Here is a 3,119-nt window from a genome sequence, read left to right as displayed (position 1 = left end):
ACCCAAAAGTACGTGCAGGAGCAATTTCCGTAGCAAAGCTAGCAGAAGCGTTTTCTAGTTCAGCGGTTAGCGACCAACTATGCCATTGATTACCAATAGCAGGCAGGTCAAAATCAATACCGTAACTAAAGCGGGTTTCTGGTGCTGGGAGGGCACATACAAAGGCATCCCCTTGATAGACCCATATTGGTTCTGTAATAGCTAAGGGAACTTGGTTGTTAACGGGTTGTGAGACTAAGCCAACTTGGGCAATATTGGCTGTCCACACACTTGCTGAACCATCTAAAAGTGGAACTTCTGTCCCATCAATTTCAATCCGAGCATTATCCACGCCCAGACTCGAAAGTGCTGCCAACAAATGCTCTACCGTGCGAACATATACCTCACCCTTACCCAACTGAGTTGAGAGAACAGTGTGATTAACTGCTGCAACTTGGGCTGGGACGATCGGCAAATCCGGTAAATCCACCCGCACAAAGTAGCGTCCACTTCCCGCCTCGGCTGGTAATATCCGCACCTGGGTATTCACACCGCTATGCAGTCCCACCCCTATTTGGGTGATTTGGGCTGCTAGAGTGTGCTGTCGCATAGCCGAAAAGTCAATATATTTCCTTTAGTATTGTTCATCATCTGTTTTGGTAAAATCCCTGATATCCCCTGAAAAATGTCATTAATCCCTTTATCGGAACAGTATTGAGGTAAATGTAAAAATTAGCAAGCTAATCCAGAAAAGTTAATTGTCATTTGTCCTTTGTCCTTTGTCAGTTGTCCTTCGTGATTCACTAATGACCAATGACCAATGACTAATGACAAACGACTAATTAAAATCTTTCGCCAATACCGAAATTAATCCGGCTATCACCATCATCGTTGATACCGTAATCAATCCGAATCGGCCCCAGTGGAGACTGGACGCGAACGCCAAGACCATAACCATAGCCACTGCCATTTTTGTTCAACACTTCAGCAGCCCTAGTACTAGTTCCCAGATCACTGCCGAGATCAAAAAATAGTGCGCCGCTAACTACTGAAAAAACTGGAAACCGATACTCAACTGATGCTTGCACATAAGAGCGTCCACTACCTAATGCTCCTTCTTCATAACCCCGAACGGAGTTGCTACCCCCAAGGGTAAAAGCTTCGTAAGGAGGCAAGTCACCGAGGATAGTTCCTGCTTGCAAGTTAAATGCTAAGGTTTGTGCCCCTTTGCTGAGGCTAATCAGCTTAATGGGTAAATATTGGCTGTAGCTACCCCGCAATCTGGTGAGGAAGATGTTGCCTAGCCCCACAGGGACTGACTGATCGACTCCAAAGCGGAGATAAGAACCACTAGTGGGTTGCAGGGGGTTATTACGGAGATCGCGCTGTGCCCCCACTTGCAACAGTAATAAATCGTCTTGACCGCTGCTAGAGAGGGTCAGTGGAATTTCATCACTCAGGCGGTTTCCAGTATCATCATCAAATACCGCTCCTGTTTTTCTCAGATTACCATCAGCATCACGGGCGGAAACTCGTTGATACTGCAAACCTGCTGAGGCAGTCCAGACAGAAGTTTTATAAGGATTGGCAGACAGGGGACGGGTAAAGGTGACACCACCACCTAGACGGAGAATGCGGGGGCGATCCTGAGAATCTACATCCGTGGTATTACCTGGATTAAACGTCCTAATGTCTTCATCTTTACCATCAAAAATCAACGAAATAGAACTGCGACGGAAAATATTGGTTGTGTAGGAAGTCCGGTAAGGATCTCCTGCGATCCAGGGGTCGGTAAACCGCAAGTCAAACAGCAGTTCTCGTTCTCCTACTTGTATTTCTGTCCCCAGTTTTTGGTTCCTACCGTTCAGGTTTTGCTGTTGATAGCTAACTGTTCCAAAAAGTCCGCTAGCAGAACTAATCCCTGCCCCAGCCGCAATAGAACCGCTGCTGCGTTCAGCTACATTCACTACTACATCCACCTTGCTGGGATCGGTACCAGGGTCAAGGGACACATTCACATCTTCAAACAGTCCCAGTCCATACACGCGCTGTAGGTCTTTTTGTACTGTGTTGCGATTGAATACTTGTCCTGGCTTCAACTCCACTTCTCGGGTAATGATGTACTCCTGTGTCCGTCCGCGAATTGGTTGTCCTTTCTCGTCTGTTTCCTGACCATCTTTGTTGCGGAACCGGACTCTAATATTCTCTACTACCCCTTCTGCTACTTGTAAGGTAACAACTCCGCTTTCAGAGACTTGTGGTGCTCCAATCACGTTGGCTAGTACGTAACCTTGGTCTTGATACCGCTTGTTTAACTGCTTGATGCCTTCTTGCAAGTCACGCAAGTTGAGGATTTTGCCATACTGCTCCTTAAAGACTTCATTCACAGTATTAGCTGGGAGTACAGAAGCAACACCAGTGCCAGGATTGGCTTGCACTTCTACTTTACTGAGAATGGGGTTAGGCTGGACAACAAAGCTCACCCGCACTCCCAAGGGGGTATCTTCTGGCGCTGCTTGGACGTTGGAGAAGAAGCCAGTACCAAAGATGGCGTTAATATCTTCTTGCAGTTGGCTGCGGGTTGTTGTTTGCCCTGGTTGGGTACGAATTACTCTGTAAACTTGGCTTTCCAGTTCTGGTGATAGTTGGCCAGCTTGGGATCTAACTACTACTTCCGATACCAGTACGCGGGGATCGTTAGCTTCTGGGGCTGTGTTGGGTTGAGTATTACCCGGAGTTGTCGGTGGGTTAACATTCTGCGGACTGGGAGTAGTACCTGGGAATGGCGCAGGTGTTCTTTGTTGACTTGCTGGGGGGGGGATATCTGGAGTAGCTGATGGATCTGGAGTTGTGGGTAATAAAGGTTCCGTTGTCGGTGGATTAACATTTTCTGGGACTGGAGTGGTCTCAGGAGTTGGGGAAAACGTTGGTTCTTGAATTTCTGGCGGTGGAATGTCTGGAGCCGGAGACGGCTGTTGAGTAGGGCTGGGATTTATTTCAGGGGTTTGTGCAGTTGTTGGCGTTGTGGAGGTTGGCACAATTACCTCTGGGGTCGCGATCGCTGCTGGGTTGGCAGGGTAAATTGCAACGACGCGGGATTGGGGAAGCTCCGCCTCTATAACTCCTGTGGATTTAGGTCG

At 48.0% G+C, this 3,119-nt stretch carries 2 protein-coding genes; both read right to left on the bottom strand.

Going from position 1 to position 3,119, the window contains the following annotated elements:
• Positions 1–589, bottom strand: a 589-nt coding sequence (lpxC, locus tag IQ229_RS20760; RefSeq protein ID WP_194046961.1) for a UDP-3-O-acyl-N-acetylglucosamine deacetylase, incomplete at its 3' end; no start/stop codon positions are given.
• Between the two features lie 232 nt (positions 590–821).
• Positions 822–3,119, bottom strand: a 2,298-nt coding sequence (locus IQ229_RS20755) for a BamA/TamA family outer membrane protein (RefSeq protein ID WP_194046959.1), incomplete at its 5' end; no start/stop codon positions are given.

The sequence above is a fragment of the Nostoc cf. edaphicum LEGE 07299 genome, from assembly GCF_015207245.1.
Taxonomy (GTDB): domain Bacteria; phylum Cyanobacteriota; class Cyanobacteriia; order Cyanobacteriales; family Nostocaceae; genus Nostoc; species Nostoc edaphicum_B.
This window is presented reverse-complemented; position numbering and strand designations above follow the sequence as displayed.